This is a genomic window from Cytophagaceae bacterium ABcell3, assembly GCA_030913385.1.
In the GTDB taxonomy this organism is placed as follows: Bacteria; Bacteroidota; Bacteroidia; order Cytophagales; family Cytophagaceae; genus ABcell3.
This window is the reverse complement of the sequence record CP133159.1, coordinates 1,495,289-1,518,318: the sequence shown is the minus strand read 5'-3', so window position 1 is coordinate 1,518,318 and position 23,030 is coordinate 1,495,289. Positions and strand designations below refer to the sequence as shown.

General features: G+C 39.4%; 20 protein-coding genes and 2 pseudogenes. 10 read left to right on the top strand and 12 right to left on the bottom strand.

Annotated elements, in window-relative coordinates; genetic code table 11:
- Positions 1-265 precede the first annotated feature (265 nt).
- Positions 266-2,404, top strand: coding sequence for a hypothetical protein (locus RCC89_06350; GenBank protein WMJ72784.1), 2,139 nt, complete (start codon positions 266-268; stop codon positions 2,402-2,404).
- A gap of 50 nt (positions 2,405-2,454) precedes the next feature.
- On the top strand, positions 2,455-2,823 hold the full coding sequence (locus tag RCC89_06345) for a heavy-metal-associated domain-containing protein (GenBank protein ID WMJ72783.1): 369 nt from the start codon (positions 2,455-2,457) through the stop codon (positions 2,821-2,823).
- Between the two features lie 85 nt (positions 2,824-2,908).
- Here the strand turns inward: RCC89_06345 and RCC89_06340 are convergent, their stop codons facing one another.
- From RCC89_06340 to nusB, 8 genes are all read right to left on the bottom strand, one after another.
- Positions 2,909-3,298, bottom strand: coding sequence for a hypothetical protein (locus tag RCC89_06340; protein ID WMJ72782.1), 390 nt, complete (start codon positions 3,296-3,298; stop codon positions 2,909-2,911).
- Positions 3,299-3,387: 89 nt separating this feature from the next.
- Positions 3,388-4,020: a dephospho-CoA kinase gene (coaE, locus tag RCC89_06335; GenBank protein WMJ72781.1), complete on the bottom strand. Its 633-nt coding sequence runs from the start codon at positions 4,018-4,020 to the stop codon at positions 3,388-3,390.
- A complete protein-coding gene (locus tag RCC89_06330) occupies positions 4,001-4,858 on the bottom strand; it encodes a hypothetical protein (protein WMJ72780.1) in 858 nt (285 codons plus the stop codon). Before RCC89_06330 ends, coaE begins: the two co-directional genes overlap by 20 nt.
- 101 nt (positions 4,859-4,959) lie before the next feature.
- Entirely contained in the window at positions 4,960-5,277 is a 318-nt protein-coding gene (gene yajC / locus RCC89_06325; protein ID WMJ72779.1) for a preprotein translocase subunit YajC, read from the bottom strand.
- Between the two features lie 33 nt (positions 5,278-5,310).
- Positions 5,311-5,787: a DUF1573 domain-containing protein gene (locus tag RCC89_06320; protein ID WMJ72778.1), complete on the bottom strand. Its 477-nt coding sequence runs from the start codon at positions 5,785-5,787 to the stop codon at positions 5,311-5,313.
- A gap of 11 nt (positions 5,788-5,798) precedes the next feature.
- Entirely contained in the window at positions 5,799-6,809 is a 1,011-nt protein-coding gene (locus RCC89_06315; GenBank protein WMJ72777.1) for an isocitrate/isopropylmalate family dehydrogenase, read from the bottom strand.
- The gene (locus RCC89_06310; protein WMJ72776.1) at positions 6,802-7,110 is read right to left on the bottom strand and encodes a YtxH domain-containing protein; all 309 of its coding nucleotides are present in this window, start codon (positions 7,108-7,110) and stop codon (positions 6,802-6,804) included. Before RCC89_06310 ends, RCC89_06315 begins: the two co-directional genes overlap by 8 nt.
- Positions 7,111-7,123: 13 nt before the next feature.
- A complete protein-coding gene (gene nusB, locus RCC89_06305; protein WMJ72775.1) occupies positions 7,124-8,293 on the bottom strand; it encodes a transcription antitermination factor NusB in 1,170 nt (389 codons plus the stop codon).
- Positions 8,294-8,472: 179 nt separating this feature from the next.
- On the opposite strand from nusB, the gene RCC89_06300 reads away from it, so the two are divergent.
- Positions 8,473-10,266 carry an ABC transporter ATP-binding protein gene (locus RCC89_06300; GenBank protein WMJ72774.1) on the top strand — a complete coding sequence of 598 codons (1,794 nt, stop codon included), beginning with the start codon at positions 8,473-8,475 and terminating at the stop codon, positions 10,264-10,266.
- Positions 10,267-10,378: 112 nt separating this feature from the next.
- Here RCC89_06300 and RCC89_06295 read toward each other — a convergent pair whose 3' ends face one another.
- Together RCC89_06295 and RCC89_06290 are read right to left on the bottom strand one after the other, a co-directional pair.
- Complete coding sequence (locus RCC89_06295; protein ID WMJ72773.1) at positions 10,379-11,458, bottom strand: mannose-1-phosphate guanylyltransferase; 1,080 nt, start codon at positions 11,456-11,458, stop codon at positions 10,379-10,381.
- A gap of 27 nt (positions 11,459-11,485) precedes the next feature.
- Positions 11,486-12,454: a KpsF/GutQ family sugar-phosphate isomerase gene (locus RCC89_06290; protein WMJ72772.1), complete on the bottom strand. Its 969-nt coding sequence runs from the start codon at positions 12,452-12,454 to the stop codon at positions 11,486-11,488.
- Positions 12,455-12,525: 71 nt separating this feature from the next.
- On the opposite strand from RCC89_06290, the pseudogene RCC89_06285 reads away from it, so the two are divergent.
- From RCC89_06285 to RCC89_06255, 7 genes and pseudogenes are all read left to right on the top strand, one after another.
- Positions 12,526-13,236: pseudogene (locus RCC89_06285) on the top strand (RecQ family ATP-dependent DNA helicase).
- An 89-nt stretch (positions 13,237-13,325) separates the two neighbouring features.
- Complete coding sequence (locus tag RCC89_06280) at positions 13,326-14,864, top strand: IS5 family transposase (protein ID WMJ72771.1); 1,539 nt, start codon at positions 13,326-13,328, stop codon at positions 14,862-14,864.
- 23 nt (positions 14,865-14,887) lie between these two features.
- Positions 14,888-16,360 (top strand): annotated as a pseudogene (locus RCC89_06275) (RecQ family ATP-dependent DNA helicase).
- Between the two features lie 182 nt (positions 16,361-16,542).
- The gene (purD, locus tag RCC89_06270) at positions 16,543-17,841 is read left to right on the top strand and encodes a phosphoribosylamine--glycine ligase (GenBank protein ID WMJ72770.1); all 1,299 of its coding nucleotides are present in this window, start codon (positions 16,543-16,545) and stop codon (positions 17,839-17,841) included.
- A 72-nt stretch (positions 17,842-17,913) separates the two neighbouring features.
- Complete coding sequence (gene ricT / locus RCC89_06265; GenBank protein WMJ72769.1) at positions 17,914-19,068, top strand: regulatory iron-sulfur-containing complex subunit RicT; 1,155 nt, start codon at positions 17,914-17,916, stop codon at positions 19,066-19,068.
- Positions 19,052-19,546, top strand: a complete 495-nt coding sequence (locus RCC89_06260) for a gliding motility lipoprotein GldH (protein ID WMJ72768.1) — start codon at positions 19,052-19,054, stop codon at positions 19,544-19,546. Before ricT ends, RCC89_06260 begins: the two co-directional genes overlap by 17 nt.
- A gap of 157 nt (positions 19,547-19,703) precedes the next feature.
- Entirely contained in the window at positions 19,704-20,819 is a 1,116-nt protein-coding gene (locus RCC89_06255) for an AI-2E family transporter (protein ID WMJ72767.1), read from the top strand.
- A 2-nt stretch (positions 20,820-20,821) separates the two neighbouring features.
- On the opposite strand, the gene RCC89_06250 is transcribed toward RCC89_06255, so the two are convergent.
- Both RCC89_06250 and RCC89_06245 read right to left on the bottom strand, forming a co-directional pair.
- Complete coding sequence (locus RCC89_06250; protein ID WMJ72766.1) at positions 20,822-21,400, bottom strand: NifU family protein; 579 nt, start codon at positions 21,398-21,400, stop codon at positions 20,822-20,824.
- A gap of 362 nt (positions 21,401-21,762) precedes the next feature.
- The gene (locus RCC89_06245; GenBank protein ID WMJ72765.1) at positions 21,763-23,028 is read right to left on the bottom strand and encodes a dicarboxylate/amino acid:cation symporter; all 1,266 of its coding nucleotides are present in this window, start codon (positions 23,026-23,028) and stop codon (positions 21,763-21,765) included.
- Positions 23,029-23,030: the final 2 nt, after the last annotated feature.

Genomic DNA, 23,030 nt, shown 5'->3' with positions numbered 1-23,030 from the left:
AACTGATTTATTAAACATTTTGTTATATTTCTTACAAAGAATTTTTCAACATTCCTCTATTTTGATAACAAAAAGACACCATTGGCACAAAAGCACTAATCGCTGAAAACCAAAAATTTATAACACAACCCCCAAAAACAAGTCCGTTATAAGCTCCAATTACAATGACAAACAAAGCTAAAAAAATAACATTAACAATCAGGAACTTTGAAACTTTACCCGTTGTTCCAAGCAAGGTTGGAATATGTTTTGATAAATACCTCCCATGAACAATTGGCTCCTTCTAATATTTTTACTGCTATCGCCCGCAGCATGCTTACTTGCACAGGAGGAAACCTATGCACCTTATGGAGGCCCCTTTACCCCTGCAGGAGACCTACACATGCTTGTGGTTTTGGCGGGGTTCGAAAACGACTGCGCCCCTGACCGTCCTGAATACAATCACAATTTCTGGCCTCAGGAAGATGGTCAGAATCCTGCATGCCAATCGGCTTTCGACGGAATTGAGGAACTCTTTTATAGCACCTCAGACCAATTTTCACCCGATGCAAAAGACCTGAGTATTTCTAATTTCTTCTACCAGTCATCAAGAAATAGCCCTTCCAGCAAACCTTTTAGGGTAACAGCGGACATATTTCCTGAAAGAATCAACATTGACGGGAATAGGCCTAATAACAAAAAAGTCTTTGAAGCTATTGAAGAAAAATACCCAGACTTCGACTGGAGCAGATACGACAACAGAACCAACAACCCTCAGTTTACTTTTGACAATAGCACTTCAGACCCCGACAATATTATAGATTACATTGTAGTCATATGGAGGCGTCCTGGTTTGTCTGGCTATGCTTCTACTTCTAATTACACTTTTAATCAGGACAGCAAAGACACAAGTAACATTTACAAAGTAGCATCAAAGTCCGGTTTTACAATAGATGGTTCTCTTTTCAATCTGACAGGAATAAAACAGATTTTCCTTCATGAGCTTTCGCATAGCCTTTACAACTGCCCTCATCTTTTTGGGGTCAATGGGGTTTGCGGCTCCTATTTTCATGCCACTAATGGTTGGGGAATGATGAAATTTGGAGAAATCACCTCCACCCCAAATGCGTGGGAAAGCTGGTACAATGGATGGATAGATTTGCCTAAAAACAGAGACCTAAAAGATATCTCTGACAATGGCACATACATTCTAGATGACTTCATGAACACGGGCGATGCCATGCGCATCAAGATCCCCTATACAGACGACCAATACTTGTGGCTCGAAAACCATACAGGAGAAAACATCTTTGACCAAAGAACCAATTTGCTTCAAGATGCCAATGAAAACCATATTCCTAAAATGGAGCATGGCCTACTAATGTATGTTGAAAATCTAACCGATTCCCGAAACACGCTTATAAAAGCACTTTCATCTGATTATGCCAATGGCATTAAGGCAATGCACGCTGAAGGAAACTATGACTATAAAATCCACGACTATAAAAAAGCCCCGGAAATCTGGGACAATATGGTCGCAGACTTCAGCATTGCGGCACCCAATCCAACTGGCGCACATAACCATATAACCTTCATCCGGCACGACTTTGGCCTTGACAGTAACGAGTCTAAGATTGTATATCGAGACTTTACCAATAATAGGTGCCAAAATTCTGACTGTAAATCAAACGAACACACCCCAGTTTGGAAGCGAGATGGCGTTTTTACTTTTGACAACCTTGGAATCAACATGGCTTTTGGCAATAAAAGTTACGAACAAAAAATAGGCCTTAGCCACAATCCGCATATAGTAAACCTCCAGAGGTATGATAAAGCATCTCAAACATCAGAACCAGTCATTCTCCACTCACTGTCAGTAAATGTACACCCCAAGTTACCGGACGGACGTATAAAAGTTGATATAAAGTTTGACGATAACACGATTACTCAAAACCAGAGGTTCACAGGAAATTTATTGCTACCAGAAAAAGGTAATTTAAATGCTAGCTTACACATACAACCGAGAAAAAAATTACGGATTGAAAAAAGTGGAACCCCTGACCGGCATACAAAAGGAAAGGTATTAGAAAACGGAAGCACAGAATTTCCAGACTTTACCAATCCTAGTATATTGACCCTTTCTGAAGGAAGTCATTTGATAATAGACAACAAGGCAAAGCTTATCATCAAAAAAGGCTCTACCTTAAATATTGAGAAAGGGGCTACACTAGAAATTAAAGAAAAAGGCAAGCTAATCGTTGAAAACGGTGCATATATTAATATTCAACAAGGAGCAAACATTAACGCCAACAACATCCAACAGCTAAGACTGGGAACCTATGCCACAGCAGGCATAAACCCGCTTTTAAAACATAATACAGAAGCAGGTCTCTCAATAAAAGAAATAAAAAAGGTCTTTTACTAATAAATTGATTTTTTTAAATTGTTCGTTTAAAGTAAAATAGTAAACTGAGTATGAAACTAAAAAATATTAAAATTGCAGCCATAGCCTTACTTTCTCCTATGTTATTCTCTTGTGGTGGTGACTCAGCAGCATTAACAGAAGAGTCTTTCTATGTTAGAGGAAACTGTGGCATGTGCGAAAAAAGAATCGAATCTACTATTAAAGAAATACCTGGCGTGTCCAGTGCAGACTGGGATGTAAAGTCCAAAAACCTAACGGTATCTTTCGATTCAACAAAAATTGACGTAAAAACTTTACATAGCGCAGTAGCCAATAGAGGCCATGAAACAAAAGAAGTTGACATGGACCAAGAAGCTCATGACGACCTACCTCAATGTTGTCAAAAATACAACCATGGCCATGAAAACGATGAGCATTAAGACCTGCCAACCAAGCTACTGAAAACTATTATAAGTAATATTCAGGATGTGTAATAAAATTTACACATCCTGAATTTGGCAAAGATCAAGAAGAGTTTCTTATCATTCTTTCTCTTAAGTAGTCTTCATCCAGCAATTCAAAAACAGTTAAATCGTGGAAATTGCGAGTAACTTTTTCGAGATCATTCTCAAGATAGCTTGAATTCCCATATAGCATTTCCTGCTTAACATTACCAGAACCCGTTCCACGAGTAAAGTACAACCCAACATAATCACCTTCACTACGGTCGATTTTATCAACCGCCTCGTTTACATGCTGATTAACTTCTTCAGGGTGTCTTGCTGGAATACCTAAATAGCAAGTTAGATCGCTTTTTTCTTTCCTATGTTCAGGGTATTTGTCTATTAGAAACCTTGTAAATGCCTTTTCCGCCTCCTGATCTCTAAACCTGTAAACCACTACAAAATTCCTCATGCCTCTTCTTTTTTAAGTCATTCTATATAAAGAAAACTTAAATAAGACTCAAACCGTTCAGAAGACCTTTGGGCGCAAAAATAAATAACCTACTGTTGCTTATCGGCAGGTTGGTTTTCGTAAATCAAGATAAAAAGCTCGTGCAATTTGATAACCTGAGGAGTAACCATGTTTACTCCATCATTATAGATTACATGATCACATTTGGAAGTCTTCTCCTTTTCAGGCATTTGGCTTTCCATAATCTTTTTAACATCATCTTCAGTCCTAAAAGAATCTCTCGCCAAGACACGTTGCATACGGACTTCTTCCGGCGCATGCACCATAATGGTACGAAAAAGTTTCTTATATGAACCAGATTCAATTAATAAGGCCGCTTCCTTCAACACATAAGGCGAATCGGGATAACTTTCCGCCCATTGGTCAAAATCTTTACCTACCGCAGGGTGTACGATGGCATTAAGCTTTTCTAGTTGTTCTTGGTTATTGAACACGATACTTGCAAGCGCCTTCCGGTCGAGTGAACCTCCATCATTGAAAATAGCACTTCCGAACTCTGCTGCCAGCGCTGTTTTCAGGCTATCATCATGTTGCATTAACCATTTTGCACGCTCATCAGCATTATAAACAGGAATGCCTAAAAATTGAAAAATTTTACATACGGTAGTTTTCCCACTACCGATACCACCGGTAATACCAATTTTAAGAGGTTTTCTTGACATGTTTAACTTTTACAGCAGATGGTGTAAAATAAAAATCACTTATGTAATCAGGCCCAGACACTAGCTCTGGAACAATTGTCGAATCTTTCAGGTCAAGCTTTATAAAATTCAGAGCAATACGAAAGTCTTCTTCGCGAGCTTTGTTTTTATGCTCATCCTTTACATGATAGGTCAATATCACCTTTTTATCTGGCACTATCCAAGAGGTATCTCCAGGAAAATTCAACCTTTTCACTTGCAACTGTTTGCTTTCCTGTACAAAAAGAGAAGTATTGAAGCGTACCTTAACTTCCTTAGGTTCATATTTGACCAAGCTATTGAAAACATGCTCAATCCTAATGTTTTCAGAATAATTGTCTTTAATATTTTTTCCAGGAATAGTGACCCTAAGGGTATCAGGCAGATTCTCAATAACAGATGCAGGTCCTCTAAAAGAAACTGTATCAGGACTTATAGCAATAGGAGAAACCATTCTATATCCTGCTGCCAAGGGTATGCCCACGCTATCTGCCTTAATCCTGATAACTTTTGAGGCTTTCCTTTCAAAATTAAAATAAAGCGTATCAGTAACCAAATAGTTTATCCTCAAATCGCCGAATTCCTGTTTCAAGGCAGGCATAATTTGCGAGGAGGTAACATAATTCCGGTCAGGAAGATTTTCGGGTTTAATGACAATTGGCCCATTATGGAAAGAAAGAGATTTTCTCAGTAGTTTCCACCCGTAGCCAGTAGCATTTACCTTGACCCTATCAGGCAACTTGTCAAGAGGAATGACCTGATCAGATTCATAATGTATTTCAATAGGGTAGGTAATATTGTCAGTAATATCTTTGTTCATTGCACTAAAAAACCAGAAAGTGCAGGCAGTGAGTACACAAAGTACTACTGCCTGCCAATCCGCTTTTATACCAAAGATATTTTTGTTATCTGATGCCAATATTATTTACTATCCTGTGCTTTTTTGCTGACTTCCATAGAGACAGACGACTTTTCAAACTTCAGTTTGACCCCTTTGTCCACTTCAAGTATGATGGTATCATCAGACTCTATGCTGCTAATCCGTCCATGCAATCCACCAATAGTAACGACACTATCGCCTTTTTTAAGGCCTTCTCTATAAGCTTTTTGCTCCTTCTGTTTTTTTTGTTGAGGTCTAATCATGAAAAAGTAAAATATCACGATTATCGCTGCAAAAAGGATCAAAGTACTCATGCCTCCCCCACCTGGATCAGCCTGCAAAAAAATCAAGTTCAACATTTTTATTAATTAGTTAAGGTTATTTTTATAAAATTAGTTTCTAACAGGACCAGCAGAACTGTCAAGTTTTCTTACATTAGCTTTTACGTGCAAAACGGTTTCAGCAGGATCTGTATTAGCAGTAACTGTAACAGTCTTGTCAATTACACCAGATTTTCCTGAGCTATTGTACTTAACTTCGAGCTTTCCTTCTTCACCCGGAGCTATTGGATCTTTAGTCCACTCCGGTACAGTGCAGCCACATGAGGCTTTAGCGTCAAGTATTCTTAAAGGTTTGTCACCTGTGTTAGTAAATTTAAACACATGTCCTACTACTTCACCTTCAAGAATGGTACCGAAATCATGTTCCATTTCTTTGAAAGATACTTCAGTAGTACCCATTTCTTCTGTTTTTTTCTTTTCAGAATCTAAAGAGACAACACCAGCTTCATTTACTTTTTCTGGGCTTTCACAAGAAGAAAATACACCAACAGAAGCCGCAAGAAACAATACAAGAATACTTTTTTTCATAACAATGGCAATTAAACCTTACTTAAATTTTCAATTACGTTCGAAGTAAATTGTTTAGTATTAGCCTTTCCTTTTAAATCGCCGGTTCTGGTTTCTTCATTGGCCAGTGCCATATCGACAGCTTTAGAAATTTTGCTTGCATGTTCAGTCAACTCAAGATGCTCAAGCATCATTATTCCTGATTTTAGCAAAGCCGTTGGATTTGCAATGCCTTTCCCTGCTATATCAGGGGCAGAACCATGCACAGCTTCAAAGATAGCAACATCTTTGCCCATATTAGCTCCTGGCGTAATGCCTAAACCTCCGACCAAACCTGCACACAGGTCAGAAAGGATATCACCAAACAAATTAGTAGTAGCAATTACATCAAAGTTTTCAGGCCTTGATACTAACTGCATACACATATTATCAATTATTATGTCATCTAGTTCCACTTCAGGGAAATCTTTTGCAACTTTTTTTCCGGCGTCCAAGAAAGTTGCCCCTGCAATTTTCAAAATATTAGCTTTATGAACTAACGTAACACGCTTTCTTTTATGCTTTTGTGCATATTCAAAAGCAGAACGAATCAACCTTTCACAACCGTTTACAGTAATTCTGCCAATAGAGTCAGCAATACCTAAACGCTCGTCAAAAATTTCTAGTCCAGCATAAAGACCTTCTGTATTTTCCCTAAAAGTGACAAGGTCAACATTGTCAAACCTGGTTTTCAATCCTGGTATAGATTTGCACGGTCTGATATTAGCGTGCAAGTCAAAGTATTGCCTTAACTGAATATTGACACTTTTAAATCCTTTTCCAACCGGAGTAGAGATGGGGCCTTTAAGACCTATTTTATTCCTCTCTAAAGACTCCAACAAAGACTTTGGGATCAACTCCCCTTTTTTGTCCAAAGCGACCTGCCCTGCATCTTCTTCCTCCCAGCCAATAGGTACGCCTGCCGCGCTAAAAATTTCTTTTACAGATTCGACAATCTCTGGACCAATACCATCTCCGGGCATCAAAGTAACTATCCTACTCATGCTCTTTTTTGTTTTTAATTTGATCAATCAGGTTTTCTACATCGTTAAGAAGCGCTTCTGCCTGCTTCTTAGCTTCATTAATAATTTTCTGACCTTCCTCCCTTGCAGCACTAGGGGGCAGATCATTTTCAGCCATTAATTGATCAACAATTTCTTCGAGCCTTTTCCGGTATCGCTCTACCTGAAAACTTAAACGGTCTCGTGTATTTTTACCTTTGTCGGGTGCGAACAATATTCCTGCTGCCGCACCTGCTGTAGCGCCTGCAAGAAATGCTAATAATGTCCCTGATCTTTTACTCATGGCCAAAAAATTTTTATTTATTATCAATTAAACCTCTTCCACTTTTCCTGATCAACCCTTTGTCTCCCAATTCGAGGGCAAGACTATCGAGCAATCCATTAATGAACTTTTTGCTCCGGGGCGTACTGTATATTTTTGAAAGTTCTATATATTCATTGATGGTAACTTTGACTGGAATGCTAGGGAAGTATAACATCTCCGCAAGCGCCATTTTAAGAATTACATTGTCAGTAGAAGCAATCCTTTCAATATCCCAATTCTCTGCTTTCCCGGAGATTATTTCTTCTAACCTACCTTCATTACTCAATGTTCTTTCAAAAAGTTCAACAAAAAATTCTTTGTCTTCTTCCCAGTTTGGAGACAGCTCAATCAACTCAAGCTGGTCTTCCGGGGAAGATACTTCCTTAAAAGTCTTGTTTATCAACCCGCTAATAATGCTTTTATTCTCTGCCCAGCTAATATCCTCCTCCTCAAAATATTCACGGGTAATTTTATTCTTAAAAATAAGGTTTTTAGCTATATAAACAACAACCTTTTTGTCTTTTTCAAAATCGGAGCTGCCTGAATTCAAGTATTCGAGGAATGTTTCGTCCTTAAGCAGTGCTTCTTTGTAAAACTTTTTAACAAAACTGGAAGGCCATTTGATGTTACGCCTTGCCCGCTCTTTTTCCAGTTCAGCACTTCCTCTTAGTATACCCAGCAAACTGTTTTCCGCAAATAGCTTGCCGGAAACACCATTCCCGGCATTTTTTAGATATCTTGATTTTTTTTCGTTTTCATATTCCAATGCATAATCACCTAGCTCAATAATGAGGTTAAGTATGCCAATGTATCTGGAATAAATATCTTCGGTATCCTCTTTTAGTAGTCTTAAATAATGTCTTTGATCTTTTTTGTTAGAATTATAGTATTGATCAATAGCATTATGCACCACTTCAAGTACATGTTCACTCTCTTTGTCTGCTGCTGGACTTCCTGATTTGTAAGCTTGCTCAAACAGGGCTTTTGCTACTTTTTTATTTGCCTCAAGCTTTTTTAGGTCTGGACTTTCGGCTGCATTTAGGTCTGGAGCATAAGCTTCATCTATATACACAGCCGCATTGTGATAGTTAGAAATCTCCGACTGCTTTAAGGCATATAATGCCTGCATCACTTTAATTCTTAATAACCTTCTGTTTAGCATTACCCTTTTTATATGATCTGTATCCGATTCAAAACTGTAAAGAACATCTTCATTATAACTTTAGCTCCAATTAAAAGTAAATAAATTTACCTTTCGGATTTTAAGTAAGGCAATATTAAGGTATTTTTGGCTCCTTTTCAATTTAAGCGGGGACAGAATTAAAAATTTCATTCAAAAGCGTGGCTTCATTAACTTATTTAAATAAATATCTATACAAATACAAAAAAAGACTTCTTCTTGGAGTAGTATTTGTAATATTGGCCAATATTTTTGCCACCGTACAAGGGCCTGTCATAAGAGAAGTTATAGATTTTCTGTCAGTTGCATTTCAAGAATACCAACAGGTTGAGCAAGAGGACGCCAAAGCAGCCCTGAAAAGTGACATTTATGCTTCCATTACCAATTACAGTTTACTCATCATAGGGCTAGCCCTTGTCAGCGGTATTTTTCTATACTTCCAGCGCCAATTGATTATTGGTGTTTCCAGGTATATTGAATATGACTTAAAAAATGAAATATACGCGCACTATCAAACACTGCCGCTGACTTTTTACCGCAAGCACAGTACTGGCGACCTTATGGCCAGGATTTCGGAAGATGTAAACCATGTCAGGATGTATTTAGGCCCTGCCCTCATGTATGGCATCAACCTTACCATTCTTTTTTTTATTATTTTAAGCTACATGCTTTCTGTCAATGTCAGCCTGACCTTATATGCCTTATTGCCGCTTCCGCTGCTTTCCTTGAGCATATGGTATGTTAGCACCATCATAAACAAGAAGTCCACCCAAATACAACAAAGCCTCTCTACCCTGAGCAATTATGTTCAAGAAGCTTTTTCAGGCATAAGGGTAATCAAAGCATTTGTAAGGGAAAAAAACAGTACCGAAAGATTTATAGATATAAGCAATGATTACAGAAAACGTTCGCTAGAGCTGGCCAGGGTCCATGCTTTTTTTCATCCGCTGGTGTTGATGCTGACAGGTATCAGTACCATTATTATCATTTATGTCGGGGGCAGAAAAGTAATAGGCGAGGAAATATCTTTTGGAAATATTGTAGAGTTTATTTTCTACCTCAACAAACTTACTTGGCCTTTTGCCTCTCTTGGATGGACCACTAGCCTGATACAAAGAGCCGCCGCTTCCCAAACCCGAATCAACGAGTTTTTAAATACCAAAACAGATATTGTCTCTAAAAAAAATATCCGAAAAGAAATAGAAGGAGGAATTGAATTTAAGAATGTCAGTTTCGTATACCCTGACTCGGGTATAAAAGCATTGACTGACATTAGTTTCAAGACACCTCCCGGTGCATCTATAGGCATTATTGGAGCAACAGGCTCTGGGAAAACTACACTAGCCAACCTCATCTGTAGAATGTACGACCCTACAAAAGGTTCTATTGAGATAGACGGGGTCAATAGCAAAGATTATGACCCTAGCCATTTGCGTAGCCACATTGGATATGTTCCTCAAGATGTTTTCCTATTTTCTGATTCGATAAGGAACAACCTTACCTTTGGGGCTGGACAGCTTCCTGAAAACAAAGTGGTACGATATGCTGAACAAGCTGACCTGCTTGCAAACATCGAGGCGTTTCCTAAAAAGTTCGAAACAGTCTTGGGAGAAAGGGGAATTACCTTATCTGGTGGTCAAAAGCAAAGGCTGAGTATAGCTAGGGCCATTGCCAGAGAGCCTAAAATACTGATCCTGGACGACTGCCTTTCTGCGGTGGACACAAAAACAGAAAACACAATCTTGAACTCCATTAAGCAGGTAATGAAAAACCGAACTACTATTATCATAGCACATAGGATATCTTCAGTAAAGCTTGCTGAAAATATCATTGTCTTGAGTGAGGGCAAGATAGTTGAACAAGGTAAACATAAGGAGCTGCTTCAGAAAAAAGGGCTTTACAGAGACATGTACCAAAAACAACTTCACGGCTTTGAGGAACATAAGGATCAGTAGTAGTAGGTATAGAAAGGAACCCCGTGGGCAGGTAAAAATGTATGATAGACTATTTTCGGGTTAAGGCGGCAAGGTTAACTTTTCTGGAAAAATCAACCTTACCGCTCCCATATCAGATATAGCGTTTATCTTTTCTAGCTTTTACATCAGACACAAAGTCTTTCACCCGCTGCTCGTCCGATTTACGGCAAATCATAAGTACACCATCATATTCAGCCACAATAAAATCCTCCAAGCCATCTATGACCACAAGCTTGTCAGATGGAGTTTTTACAATACAATCTTTGGTATCATAAGTCAAGATATCACCTTGTAAAACATTTCCGTCTTCATTCTTATCTAAAATATCATACAACGACTTCCAGGTACCTAGGTCAGACCATCCAAAATCACTTAAAACTACATACACATTCTCAGCCTTTTCCATAATACCATAATCAATAGAAATATTTTTACACAAAGAATATGCCCTATTGATAAAAACTTCCTCCTGATCAGTATAGTATGACTTGGCCCCTTCTTCAAACACATCTGCCATTTCAGACATGTGGGTCCTAAAGCTATTAATGATATTTTTAACACTCCAGACAAATATCCCAGCATTCCATACAAAATCGCCACTTTCCAAAAACTTCTGCGCAAGCTCTAACACTGGCTTTTCAGTAAAGGTCTTAACTTTTTTCAACCCTTCTGAATTGTCATTAATATATTGGATATACCCATAGCCTGTATCAGGCCTGGACGGTTTAATACCCAAGGTTATAAGATTGTCAGATGCAGATGCAGCTTCCAGCGCAAAGAGAATCTTCCTTTTAAACTCTTCTTCTTTTAATATAACATGGTCCGAAGGCGCCACTACCACGTTAGCCTCAGGGTTTTTCTTTTGTATTTTATAACATGCATAAGCAATACAAGGGGCCGTGTTTCTGCCAATTGGCTCAGCCAAAATTTGATCTTTGGACAAAAAAGGCAACTGTTCCTTTACAAGGGAAACATAAGCTTTATTAGTCACTATAAAAATATTTTCCAGTGGACAAACCCCCTCAAAGCGTTCCACTGTTTGCTGAATCATGGATTTTCCAGTACCAAGGACATCGTGAAATTGCTTTGGATGCTTTTCCCTGCTGAAAGGCCAAAACCGGCTGCCAATGCCACCGGCCATGATGACCGCATAATAATTTTTGTTACCCATAGGATTATAAAAAGTTAAAATAAAAATTTAAATCAGTCCTTCTTTCAGAAGGTCATGAATATGAATAAAACCAACGACCCTCCTATTTTTTACTACCACAAGTTGGGTAATGTTTGAGCCTTGCATCATATTTAATGCATTTACCGCATATTCGTCATGCTCAATAGTACGCGGATTGGCAGTCATTATATCAACCGCTTTAATATTAGCCATGTCCTCAAACTTGTTGAGCATCCTTCTCAAGTCACCATCAGTAATGATACCGCACAATTCCCCTTCTTCATCAACGACTGCTGTCGCCCCAAGCCTTTTTGAGCTAATCTCAACGATAACATCCCTCACCGAGCTTTGACTTTTGACCAAAGGCAGTTCATGCTGAGGATAAATATCCGAAACCTTCAGATAAAGTTTTTTTCCTAAAGCCCCACCCGGATGGTAGGTAGCAAAATCCCTGCTGGTAAAATTACGGCTTTCAATAAGGCAAACAGCCAATGCATCTCCTAGCGCAAGCGCTGCCGTAGTACTGGTAGTAGGCGCCAAGTTATGCGGGCAAGCTTCCCTTTCTACAGATGCATTTAAAACAAAATCAGAATTTTTAGCAAGGTAAGAATTTTTATTTCCCACCAAAGCCACCATTTTCGCCTTCGTTCTTCTAATCAAAGGCACCAAAACTTTTATCTCAGAAGTGTTACCACTTTTGGAAATACAGATAACCATATCGTCTTCTAAAACCATCCCCAAATCTCCATGAATGGCGTCTGCTGCATGCATGAAAACGGCAGGAGTTCCGGTAGAATTCAATGTTGCCACAATCTTGCTTGCAATAATAGCACTTTTACCAATGCCAGTTACCACCACCCTTCCCTTTAATTTGAGTATTGCTTCCACACACCTTTCAAAATCCTCATCAACAAACTCTACAAGCTTACGGATAGCATCGGCTTCATTTATTAAAACATTTCTTGCTATTAAATTAATATTTTTTGCTAATTTCAAGGTATATCTTTGTGTTAGGTTTATACTGACACAAATATAAAATTTTAAAAAATAAATCTGTTAAGATAGAAATGTTAGTCGAGAATGAATTAGAAGTTACCGGAAAGCTCAAAGAAGTTTTTGGTTATTCTCAGTTCAGAGGAAATCAAGAGGCAATTATAAACAATGTACTGTCAGGCAAGAATACTTTTGTAATCATGCCTACAGGAGCAGGCAAGTCATTGTGCTACCAACTGCCAGCCATTCTTCTGAAAGGAACTGCGATTGTCATATCACCACTGATCGCATTGATGAAAAATCAAGTTGACCAGTTGAATGCTGTCGGTATTAATGCCCGATTCCTTAACTCTACACTAACAAAATCGGAAGCAACCAAAGTCAAAAGAGATACCATTAGCGGGGAAATCAAACTTCTGTACGTTGCGCCTGAGTCTCTAACCAAAGAAGAAAACATTACTTTTCTAAAAAAAGCCAATCTTTCTTTTATAGCTATAGACGAAGCCCATTGTATCTCTGAGTGGGGACATGACTTCAGACCTGAATACCGCCGAATAAAATCAATCATTGAGGCTATAGGTTCTTTACCCATTATAGCACTTACGGCCACTGCTACCCCTAAGGTGCAGATAGATATCCAAAAAAACCTGCAAATGGAGGATGCCTGCATTTTCAAATCTTCCTTCAACAGGAAAAACCTTTACTATGAAATCAGGCCAAAAAAGGAACCTAAAAAGCAATTAATCCGCTTTTTAAAAAACAATAAAGGTAAGGCGGGCATTATTTAGGGTCTGCTTAGAAATAAAAAATAGCGGCATTAAGAGGATTTTAGAACTATTTTTATGAATTTGAGGGAGTCCAAGTGCAAAGAAATATGCAGAAGACCCCTAAAAGGCGTGCACCACGCTGCGAATATTCAAGTCCCAGCCAGTTGTCAATTATTGGTTTCGAGACACCGTTTCATAATCAGCTTGACCCCAACAACCGGTGGGTTTTGCTCAGCAACAAAATTCCATGGGATGAACTTGTCAATCTCTACAACAAACGCAATCCTCCAAAAAAGACAGGGAGACCGGCGCTTAACCCTCGTGTGCTGATTGGAGTGGTGATCATCAAGCATATCCTCAACCTGGATGATCGTGAGACAGTTGCCCAGATTACCGAAAACATGTATCTGCAATACTTTCTGGGGTACAGTTCTTATATCAAGGAGCCTCCATTTGATCCATCTTTGTTTGTAGATATCAGAAAACGGTTGGGGCAGGAACTTATCAATGCGATGAATGAAAGGATCCATGAGTTTTACATGGAAAAAGCCCCAAAAAAAGTTGACAAAACTACGAAAGGAAAAAATGACCCTCCTTCCTTTGCCAGTGGGCAAGAGTCTAACAAAGGAGAGGCAATCTTTGACGCAACTGCCTGTCCTCAAGATATCATTTACCCAACCGATTTGGGGCTGCTGAACAAAGCAAGGGAAATCACCCAACAGATCATAGATGAGCTTCATTGTAAAAATACCCAGGGGAAGAAACCAAGGACTTACAGAAAAATAGCTCGTAAAACCTATCTGAAGGTGGCCCAGAACAAGAATCCATCAAGAAAAGTAATTCGCAAAGGGATAAAAGCCCAGCTCCAATACCTTAGAAGAAACTTCAAGACCATTGAAAAGCAGCTGGACAGCTTTGAGGTTTTTCCTTTGTGTCATCGTACACAGCGGTCATACTGGGTCATTCAGACACTTTATGAACAACAGCTTGGCATGTTTAAGAACCGGGGCCACCATGTAGCAGATCGGATTGTTAGTATCCATCAGCCTCATGTGCGACCTATTGTACGGGGAAAGTCACGAGCCAAAACTGAATTTGGAGCCAAGATCCACCTTAGCATGGTGGATGGTTTTTCCTTTCTGGACACTGTGTCCTGGGAGGCTTTTAACGAGGGCAGTCATCTTGTTGATTACGTTGAAAAATATCGGAAACGGTTTGGTTTTTATCCTGCCAAAGTACTGGCAGACAAAATTTACTGCACCCGTGAAAACCGGAAGTGGTTGAAGGGAAAAGGAATAAAACTGGCAGCCAAACCTTTGGGCAGGCCATCCGCAAAGGCAGTGGAAAACCACGTAAGTCCAGGAGAGAGGAATCCGGTTGAAGGAAAGTTTGGACAAGCAAAAAACAGCTATGGGATGAACCGTATCCGTGCCAGACTTAAGAATACCAGCCAAACGTGGATCGCCTCAATAATCCTGGTGCTCAACCTGGTCAAATTGACCAGGCAGGCACTCTATTTTCTGAGTTTTTCAGCATGGCATAAGTCAATTTTTAACATAATTCGGGGTCTGAAAGACGTATTTGAAAGGATGACAATAAAAAACCGGCCTGGCGAGCGCTCAGGGCCGGTTTTTTACATATGTTAAATTTGAGTTTTTCAGCAGACCCTATTTATTGTCTGAGCAGGAAAAAAGTGGAGGAGATAGCAGAGCTTCTTAAAGTAAATGATATCAAAGCACTCCCTTACCATGCAGGACTCGAATCGTCAGTTAGGATGAGAAATCAAGATGCTTTCCTGAATGAAAATGCCGAGGTTATTGTGGCTACCATTGCTTTTGGTATGGGCATTGACAAACCTGATGTACGCTTTGTTATACATTATGATGCCCCTAAATCTTTAGAAGGGTATTACCAGGAGACTGGACGTGCCGGAAGAGATGGACTGGAAGGCAACTGCTTGATGTTTTATAGTCAAGAAGACCTGCAAAAGCTTGAAAAATTTAATAAAGATAAATCCGTCACCGAAAGGGACAATGCCAAACACCTGTTGCAGGAAATAGCGTCATACGCTGAATCTTCTGTTTGTAGAAGAAAACAACTGTTACATTATTTTGGCGAACACTTGGAAAAAGATTGTGGATTTTGCGATAATTGCACCAAACCTAAGGAAAAATTTGAATCTATGGAAGAAGTTCTTCTTGCTATTAATGCAGTACTACAAACAGAAGAAAGATTTGATATCAATCATCTTACAGATGTGCTTACCGGCAAGGAAAACGAATATACCAAAAGCTATAACCACAATAAACTAAAGGTATTTGGCAAAGGAAAAGACAAAGAACCTGAATTCTGGCACTCGCTATACAGACAGATATTGCTAGACGAGTACCTGGAAAAGGATATGGACAACTTTGGTGTATTGAAAGTGACTGACAAAGGGATTGATTTTATAGAAAACCCAAAGCCTATCACCCTTTCTAAAGACCATGACTATACAGAGGAAGCTTCTTTGGAAGACGTAGAAAAGGAAGCAGCCAGCAGCAAGGCATATGACCCGGCGCTTTTTGATGCATTGAAAAAACTGAGAAAAAAGCTGGCCAAGGAAAAAGAATTGCCGCCTTATGTTATTTTTCAAGACCCTTCCTTGGAAGAAATGGCCACTGTATACCCTACCAACAAAGAAGAACTCGCACAGATCAACGGGGTAGGTATGGGCAAGGTTACCAAGTTTGGCAAACCATTTCTGGACTTTATTAAAAAATATGTTGACGAAAACGACATTGTTACAGCCTCTGATGTTGTTGTAAAATCTTCTGTCAATAAGTCTAAAATAAAGATTTTCATTATCCAGCAAATTGACAGGAAAATAGACCTGGAAGAAATTGCCGAGGCAAAAGGCCTTTCTATACAAGAGCTTATAGAAGAAATTGAGCATATCTGCTACTCTGGCACCAAGTTAAATCTTAACTATTACATTGACCAAATAATGGATGACGACCGCCAAGAGGAAGTGTATGACTATTTTATGAATGCTGAAAACGACAGCATCAGCTTAGCCATTAATGAACTTGGAGAAGACGATTATTCAGAAGACGAAATCAGGTTAATGAGGATCAAGTTCTTGTCCGAAATTGCAAACTAACATGCAAGCTTTTTTATCCAAAATTGGCAAAACCAAACTTTTCTCTTTCGAGGTAAAAAGTCTTGGCAGAAATGTTTTTTTAATGATATAGAAATAAATTATTTAGTTTTGTCAGGAGAATTTTTCTTTACTAGAAAAGTTCTCCTGACAATTTTTTTAACCACTAACAACGTTTTTTAAGAATGAACATATTAATAGTAGGATCGGGAGGAAGAGAGCACACCCTTACCTGGAAAATAAAACAAAGCCCTTTATGTAAGAACCTTTATGTGGCGCCAGGCAATGCTGGCACTGCATTATTAGCGGAAAATGTAAACATTGGCGTTGAAGATTTTTCAGCCCTAGGCAATTTTTGTAAAGAAAAAAATATTGAAATGGTAGTGGTGGGGCCGGAAGTGCCTCTGGTAGCAGGTATCAAGGATTACTTTAAGGGCAAAGACGACCTTAAGCACATTGCCATTATAGGGCCTGACAAAAAAGGGGCTATTCTTGAAGGGAGCAAAGACTTCTCTAAAGACTTTATGGCAAGGCACAACATCCCTACCGCAGCATCCAAAACTTTCACCTCAGCAAACCTTGAAGAGGGCTTACAATATATTGACAACCATAGTGTGCCAATAGTGCTAAAAGCGGATGGTTTGGCAGCAGGGAAAGGCGTTGTTATCTCCGAAACCAGAGAGGATGCCAAAGCTACGCTAAAGGATATGCTCTTAGAAAGCAAGTTTGGGAATGCAGGTAGTAAAGTAGTAATAGAGGAGTTCCTGAACGGTATTGAAATTTCTGTGTTTATATTATCGGACGGCGACAATTATATTGTTCTGCCAGCAGCCAAAGACTATAAACGAATTGGCGAAGGCGATACCGGCCCCAATACAGGTGGTATGGGCGCTGTCAGCCCTGTACCTTTTGCCAACCAGCAATTCCTCGATAAAGTAGAGGAAAAAATAATAAAACCTACTGTTGAAGGTTTAAAGAAAGAAGGTATTGACTACACAGGCTTTATTTTCTTTGGATTAATGAATATTAAAGGTGATCCTTACGTTATTGAATATAATGCCCGTTTAGGGGATCCTGAAACTGAAGTGATCATTCCAAGGTTAAAGAATGACTTTGTAGAGGTTTTGAAAGCTATGGCCAACAAAACACTTAATAATATACAGGTAGCATTTGACGAAAGGCATGCAAGTACTGTTATGCTTGTGGCTGAAGGGTACCCAGGAGATTATGAAAAAGGCAGAAGAATACAAGGACTGGACAAAGTGACTGACAAAGATGTGCTGGTATTTCATGCAGGCACCAAGCTTTCAGGCGACGATGTCCTTACCAATGGCGGAAGAGTCATTTCTGTAACGGCTTATGGCGATAATATGAAGCAAGCATTAGAGAAAGCCAAAGCAACAGCAGAAATTATTGACTGGAAAGGCAAAAACTATCGAAAGGATATTGGGCTTGACCTTCTTTCTCTTTCTGCCGCCGAATAAGTTTTTTTAAAAGGTTTTAACTCAAAAAAAATCTGGCATAAATAATTTATTGTTTTTAAATCAAATATATACATGGCATGTGGCAGTTGTACATCAGGAGGATGCGGCACTGACGGCAAGACTGGATGTGGTAAAAAAGGAGGCTGTAGTTCCGGCGGTTGCAATAAACTCAACAGCTTTGATTGGCTAAGTAATATGGAGGCTGACATTGTTGGCAGCCGATTTAATATAGTAGAAGTTAGGTTTAAAGCAGGACGAAAAGAGTTTTTCAGAAACGTAGACAACCTGGACCTTACGACAGGAGACGCAGTCATTGTCGAAATGCCTGCGGGGCATCACCTAGGACATATTTCTATGTCGGGTGAACTGGTAAGGCTCCAGATGAAAAGGAAAAGCATTGCAGATGACGATAATATTAAAAAAATTTATCGCATTGCAACGCCAAAGGATGTTGAAAAGTTTGAATCGTCCCAAAACCGCGAAACCCCTACCTTATTCCGTACACGACAGATTATCCAAGAGCAAAAATTGGATATGAAGTTGACAGATGTGGAGTTTCAAGGAGATGGCACCAAAGCTACTTTCTACTATTCTGCAGATGACAGGGTGGACTTTAGAGAGCTGATCAAAATTCTGGCCTCTGAATTCAAAGTCAGAATTGAAATGAAACAAATAAGCCTCAGGCAAGAAGCTGGTAGGCTTGGCGGGATTGGTTCATGCGGTAGAGAGCTTTGCTGTTCTACTTGGCTTACTGACTTCAAAAGTGTTTCAACTTCTGCAGCCAGATATCAAAACCTGTCGCTGAACCCTGCAAAGCTTTCTGGTCAATGCGGCAGGTTGAAGTGTTGCCTCAATTATGAGTTAGACACCTATATGGATGCGCTAAAGGACATTCCTGAAGTGGAAGACCCTTTGCTTACAGAAAGAGGCAAAGCCGTATTACAAAAAACTGATATTTTCAGGAAAATCATGTGGTTCGGCTATGATGACGAAACCATCTGGCATCCTGTACCTATAAACCGGGTCAACCAGATTCTGGAAATGAACAAAAAAGGCAAAAAGCCTGCTACACTCGAACTTAATGTGGTGGACGAAAAAGAAACTACCAAAAAAGAACAGAGTGATCTTTCCAGGTTTGATGACAAGTTCAACAGAAAGAAGAAAAAGAAAAAAAGAAAAAAAAGAAAAGCCCCACAGAATGATACAAAAAATGTCAGGGATAAGTAAAAGGATCCTTTCAGGGCTGGCAGTGATAGTCACTCTATCATTGGCAGCCTGCGACTCCTCCCGAATCTACGAGACTAATGTAGACCTTTCAGAAGATGCCTGGAGTATAGAGGACTCTTTATCTTTCAATTTTGAGATAAAAGACCCTTCTAAAAAATACAATATATTGTATAATATCAGATATACAGAAGATTACCCTTTTTACAATTTGTATATTAGCCATAGCCTAACAGATTCTCTAGGTCAAAAAATACCAACGACTCCACAACCTCAAAACATGGACTTGTTCAGGCCGACTACAGGAGCACCTTACGGAAGTGGCATATCTGATAATTACGACCACAGGATTCTGGTTCTCCAAGATTTCCAATTTCCCCATAAAGGTAAATACCATATGCATGTACACCAGTTTATGCGGGAGAACCCTCTTAGAGGAGTACGATCTTTCGGAATCTGTGTAGAAGAAGCACAGGAATAAGAAAAAAGCCGGCTATTCCGGCTTTTTTATACCTCCCCGCTCACTTTTTCTTGTTTGTATGGTATATTATAATCAGTTGCCATTTTGAGCCATAAACTATTTTATAAGGCAGTGGTTTATACTAGACAGACTTTTTAAGTTAATTTTTTTCTTAATAATGGAACAGGATATCCTGAAAAAATATACCTTACTACTAGCTTTTCTTTTTCTTTTCATCGGAGGGTTATATGTTACGAGAAGTTTCCTAATTCCTTTTTTTGCAGCCGCCTTAATTGCTATGCTGTTACTACCATTAGCAGACTTTTTTGAGCGCTTAGGAATCAACCGGGCAGTATCCATCATCTTTTGCCTCATAGGCGTATTGACGCTACTGGGCGTTTTGATATTTATGACCAGTGTTCAAATTCGATTGTTTGCAGACGATCTTGCCTTATACCGATTTACTATTGCAGACAGGTTTTTCAGCCTGAGGGAGTTTATTAGCGAAAACTTTCAAATTACACATGAGGAACAAGCCGCATACCTACAAGCAGAGTTAGAGTCTTTGATAGTATCAGCAGGCGCCTGGCTCAGGAGTGCCATATTAATGACCAGCAATTTCCTGATGACCATTTCCATAATGACGTTCTATATTTTCTTTTTCCTGTTTTATAGAGACAAATACCAGCGTTTTTTGCTAATGATCAATAAGCAAGAAAACCATGAACGGACTTTATACATTATAAAGAACACTACGAATATGACCAAAGATTACCTTGCCGGTGTCCTAATCGTAGTTTTGGTATTGACAATAGTAAACTCCATTGGCTTATGGTTTATGGGCATCCCCCACCCTTTTTTTCTAGGGCTCGTTGCTGCTGTATTAAATATTATACCCTTCATCGGCTCAGTAATAGGAAGCGTAATCCCAATGGTGATAGCGTTCCTTTCAAAAGACTCAATTTGGTACGTGTTTGCTGTGGGGATATTTTTTGTAGTTGTCCAACTTATTGAAAGTTATGTTCTGACACCCAACATTACAGGAGGAAAAATAAGGTTGAACCCAATGGCCACCATAGTAGCTCTCATCATTGGAGGATTGTTATGGGGAGTAGCTGGAATGATATTGTTTATACCATTACTGGGGATACTAAAAGTGCTTTTCCAACACATTGAATATCTCAACCCCTATGCGTATCTGATAGGGGCTGAGACAAATGATAAAGAAAGTATAATTAAACGCCCCGGTTTTAAAAGGTGGGTGAGGCGCTTTTTTAGTAAGTGGCGAAAATAAAATTATAAATTCTCCGCCACTACTTCTTTTACTTCAGGAATCATTTTTTTCATCAAGTTCTCAATACCAGACTTGAGCGTTACGGTTGAGGAAGGGCACCCACTGCAAGATCCTTGCAAAAGTACCTTAACGACACCATCTTCATATGACCCGAAGCTAATAGCGCCTCCATCCTGCTCTACCGCCGGACGAATGTACTCATCCAATAACACCTTGATCTTTTGAACGATTTCTGGATCATCACTAGAAATAGCGTTGTTAATTTCAATTTCTTTCTTGAACAAAGGCTTACCCTCTTCCAGATATCCCCTTATCAATTCGCGTAACATAGGTGTTACCTCGATCCATTCTATATCTTCTGCTTTAGTAACTGTTACAAAATTAGCGGTGATGAAAACCCTCTTTACAAAAGAGAACCTAAAAAGGTCTATTGCCAAAGGGCAGTTTTCGGCTTCCGTTACCGAGGCATAATCTGCAATACCTTCTGGAAGCAACATTTGATTAGTTACAAATTTCAGAGAGTTTGGATTAGGACTAGCCTCTGTATAAATTTCTATATATTGCTTGTTGTCGTTTTCCATTGTATAAAATAATTAATTATTTAATTTCTTTTCTATCCGGCTTAGGAACCAACTCATAGGAATAGTACATCCACTTCCCTTATACAAATTGCGTTATTTTTTTGTTCTCTAAATGCGCTACCGCTATATATTCAGCTATAAATTTAACAAAAAAATCAAAGTTAAACCTGAAATATGCAATAGAACTTTCTATTACATAGCAAAACAGTTAGTCGCTTCACTCCATTTGTGCCTTATCCGTATCGCTAACCTCAAAAGTGCTGATTCAGGATTATTCTGTTCCTAATAAAGAAATCTATAACATAATTCAGGTTATACAACTCTTGAGGCAATTTGATTTTAGCCCAAGCAAACACTACTGCTTACTCATCCTTTTTCTCAAACCTGTCCATGACTATAGAAGCAACAGCATCGCCAGAAACATTGACGATACTTCTGCACATATCCAATATTCGGTCGGGGGCCATTATTAGGGCTACACCAGCCGCAGGCACACCAACAGATTCAAGAACAATTACCAAGGTTATCATTCCAGCACCGGGAACACCAGCAGCGCCAACAGCAGAAAGTGTGGCCGTCAAAACAATAACCATTTGCTGAACAAAGCTCAGGTCGAATCCAAACACCTGCGCTATAAAAATAGCCGCAACAGCTTGATACAAAGCTGTTCCATCCATATTAATGGTAGTGCCTAAAGGGAGGACAAATCCTGCGACCTCTGGACCAACTCCTAACTTCTTCTCAACCCTGGTCATAGTCACAGGCAAAGTGGCGCTACTTGAACTAGTAGAAAATGCCAAAATCAATGCAGGTCTCATTGCTACAAAAAACTCTTTATACTTCAAGCCACCCAATTTCATGTACAACAGTGGGTAAAAAACCAGCAACATAAGAACCAATCCGGCAAGAACAGTCAGTGCGTAATACAGCAATGCCAGAAGCAATTGGAAGTCACCGGCAGTTTCTGTAATAATGGCAGACATTAACGCAAAAACACCAAAAGGTGCAAAGTACATGATATAGCCAACCATTTTAATTAAAAGCTCATTGGCACCCTCAAAAAACTGCATAACAACAGCCCCTTTTTCTGCCGGTATCTGCACAAGTGCCAACCCTGCCAATAGAGCGGCAAAGACTACTTGCAGCATACGGCCATTATCAGACATAGCTGCAAAGATGTTATCGGGAACCATTTCAACAAGTGGAGTTAGCGGGTGCCTTTGCAGCATTTGCGCTGCTTCAGCCTTATCATCAGCAGGCCCGCCATACCGCTCCATAAGGTTTTCCCTAAGTTCGTCTGGTAAAGCAAGCCCCGGATTAGTCAAATTAACTAATGACAAGCCTAAGAGAATAGAAAAAGTACCGGTAATAAAAAAGAGCAAAAGGGTTCTCAAGCCCATCCTGCTCAATTTAGAAATATCTTTCAAACGTGAAATACCGGTAATAAGCGAAGACACGACCAAGGGGATCGCCACCATTTGGAGCAGGCGGATAAATATAGTACCAAATGGTTGTATATACTGCTGGGTAAAGTTAACAGCACCTATATAAGAAGCCACAAACCCCCATAGAAGCCCAACGACCAACCCAATAATAATCCAGCCTGCCAGCGATATGTTTTTCAGCAAAC